This is a genomic window from Tissierella sp. (assembly GCF_052089545.1).
Lineage (GTDB): Bacteria > Bacillota > Clostridia > Tissierellales > Tissierellaceae > Tissierella_A.
Genome location: NZ_JBQDAA010000237.1, coordinates 1 through 3321 on the forward strand (window position 1 = coordinate 1; position 3321 = coordinate 3321).

Sequence of the window (3321 nt, forward strand, 5' to 3'; positions counted from 1 at the left end):
ACTTAAAGATGCTAATATTATTATTTTAGATGAGGCATCTGCGGCGGCAGATCCAGAAAATGAATATGAGATTCAAAGAGCATTTTCTAATTTAATGGAGGGAAAGACTGTTATCATGATTGCCCATCGACTATCTTCCATCAGAAATGTGGATGAAATTTTGGTATTAGATGATGGGAAAATAGTTGAACGTGGAAATGATAAAGAACTTATGAGCACAGATTCAAGATATAAATATCTCCAAGAACTATTTTCTAAATCAAATGAATGGAGGGTTAATGATGAAATGGCTTCAAGATAGATTTTCCCTAAGCGAAACAGGCACAAAAGGTTTAATAAAGGCATCCATAACTTCGTTTTTTGCATATATTGCCTATGCCTTGCCAGTAGCTATTGTTTTAATGTTTGTAAATGAGTTACTGAATGGAGAACTTAAAAGTGCTATTTTTTACGTAATTATGATTTTAATTACAGGAGCAATAATGTATATAGTTTTAGATATAAACTATGTCAATTTATATAATGGAACTTACAAAGAATCAGCTAATTTAAGGATAGATATAGCCAATATATTAAAAGATTTACCACTATCATATTTCTCGAAACATAATGTATCGGATTTGTCCCAAACTATAATGCAAGATGCAGCCGATATTGAACATGCATTGAGTCATGCAATACCTCAAGCTTTAGGATTTAGTGCATATTTTATAATCTCTATAATATTTCTTTTAGTAAATAATATTAAATTAGGATTAGCAGTAATAGTACCATTATTTGCAAGTATAATTTCAACCTACTTATCTAAGAAGGTACAAGTTGCTAGTTCTGCAGAGTATTATCATAAGCTTAGAGAAAACTCTGATAAATTTCAAGAAGCAATAGAAATGCATCAAGAAATAAGGTCATATTCATTGAAAGATAAGGTGCTTGAAGACTTAAAAAAATCCGTTGAAGAAGGAGAAAGGATTCATATAAGATCGGAGTTTAAACAGGCAATTCCAATTAATCTAGCCTCAGCCTTAGTAAAGGTATCCCTAGGAACCACTATTATTACAGGAGCTGCATTAATTACAAATAATGAAATATCTATTTTTTATTTTGTAGCCTATTTGTTGGTGGCCACTAAGGTAATGTCGGCAATGGATAATCTTCATCAAAATATGGCGGAAATACTATACCTAGATGTAAGAATCTCCAGAATCAGAGAACTTAGACAGACTTCAATTCAAGAAGGGACAGAAATGGACCTGAAGTCTTTTAATATAGAGTTTAAAGATGTAAACTTTTCATATACTGGTAATGAACAAATAATAGAAGATGTTTCTTTTACAGCGCAACAAGGGAAAGTAACTGCATTAGTTGGACCATCAGGCTGCGGGAAAACCAGTGTCCTAAGACTGATGGCCAGATTATACGATTATGATACCGGAAGTATTTTGATAGATGGTAAAGATATCAAGAAGATTAACACTGAAAGTTTATATGAAAAGATCTCGATTGTATTTCAAGATGTTACACTCTTCAATTCCTCTGTAATGGAAAACATCAGAATTGGAAATCAAGATGCAACGGACGAACAAATAAAAGAAGCAGCAAGACTAGCCAATTGTGAGGAGTTTATTTTAAATTTATCTGACGGCTACCATACTTTGATAGGAGAAAACGGAAGTAAATTATCTGGTGGTGAAAGACAAAGAATTTCCATTGCAAGGGCTTTCTTGAAGGATGCACCAATAATTCTATTAGATGAGATTTCTTCTTCATTAGATATGGAAAATGAGATGAAAATTCAAGAGAGTTTGAATAAGTTAATCAAGTATAAAACAGTTGTAATCATATCCCATAGACTTAAGTCAATTGAAAATGCAGATAAAATTGTTGTAATGAATTCGGGAAAAGTAGATGCTGTAGGATCACATGAGGAAATATTGGAAACATCAAATGTATATAAGAATATGATTCATAAGTCTAGATTAACAGAAGAATATATATATTGAAACAACAGTTGGGATTCTAGTCTTGAGGAGCTGTCGTGAAATGCATAATCCTTTTTTAAAAATGAATATTGATTTTACTGAATAATAAAAAGGTATATAAAACTAGAAACTTCAATCTAGTTTTATATACCTTTTATTCATAGAAACGAATAAGTATTAATCATAAGGTTTGGTGAGTTAGAGTTTGAAAAAACATATTGTAAAAGGTGGAACAAAGGCATACCATAACAAGAAAGACCGTAAAAAAGATAATAAGAAAAAATAGTAGAAGATGATGGTTTAAAGAAATACCTTTCAAAACTGAAAGAGAAAGTATGAAAAAAGCCAAAAAGTGTATAATTAATAATTGTGAAGGAACCAATAACTTGTTTGGAGAAGAAAAATATAAATGTCAGTAACATAAAAACTACTGTAGAAAACTCCGAAGCCAAATAAAAACAGAAGAAAGAATAATCAATTTGAATAGAAAGATAGTAAATGCGGCGCAAAGAAGATTACTTATTTAATCTTGGGTACATTTTGGGATTATTGAGATATTATAAAATAATTGTAATTGTTTTCCGATAATTACTTGACGATATTCTAGAGAATAGTTCTTATTGACAATGGTTATCACTTGAAGTATAGTTGAGCTATACAATATAATATATAAATTAGGTGTTAGTAACTTAATAGGGAATATGGTTAAAATCCACAACAGCCCTCGCTACTGTAAAAAGAGTTGTACCTTATAAACCACTGGGAAACTGGGAAGGGGAGGTATTCTAAATCTTTAAGTCAGGAGACCTGCCTAATTATCTATTAAGCTTTCGATGGGGAGGTAATTAATATTATGAAAAAGACATAGCCTAATATGTACTATAAAAAACATATTATATATTAGGAGGATATTATGAAAAACGCAAACGAATTATCAAAATACGATGGTAGCAAATTAATAAATTTAACATTTCAATATTTAGAGACAAAACTTATCTATACGGCATTAGAACTTAATATATTCAACTATTTAGAAACTGGAAAATCTATAGATGAACTAGCTAAATCATTACATTTAGATGAAAAGAATTTAGAGTACTTTTTGAAATCCTTAGTATCTATGGATTACATAAAATATGAAAATGGAATCTTTGAAAATACAGATGAAACTAATTACTTCTTAAATGAAAAATCTAATATGTATCTAGGTGAAAATCTTCTATACTGGAAAGATTTAACCAATATAGACAATATCCATGATTTATTGAAAAATGGAGCAGATAGAAATAATGCAAATAAAGACAATGGATCTGATTTCTTTGACTTTAGATCAATGGGAAGA

General features: G+C 30.1%; 2 protein-coding genes, 1 pseudogene and 1 riboswitch. All 3 genes and pseudogenes read left to right on the forward strand.

Annotated elements, in window-relative coordinates; genetic code table 11:
* Positions 1-301: pseudogene (locus ACTHW2_RS12200) on the forward strand (ABC transporter ATP-binding protein); the annotation flags it as partial.
* Positions 279-2000, forward strand: coding sequence for an ABC transporter ATP-binding protein (locus ACTHW2_RS12205; protein ID WP_442264188.1), 1722 nt, complete (start codon positions 279-281; stop codon positions 1998-2000). The pseudogene ACTHW2_RS12200 and the gene ACTHW2_RS12205, both read left to right, overlap by 23 nt.
* 639 nt (positions 2001-2639) lie before the next feature.
* A riboswitch (cobalamin riboswitch) is annotated at positions 2640-2808 on the forward strand.
* A gap of 84 nt (positions 2809-2892) precedes the next feature.
* Positions 2893-3321, forward strand: a 429-nt coding sequence (locus ACTHW2_RS12210) for a methyltransferase family protein (RefSeq protein ID WP_442264187.1), incomplete at its 3' end; no start/stop codon positions are given.

Bases quoted from the DNA above. Each gene is read 5' to 3' on its own strand.
- ACTHW2_RS12205 (WP_442264188.1), top strand. From the start codon at position 279: ATGATGAAATGGCTTCAAGATAGATTTTCCCTAAGCGAAACAGGCACA.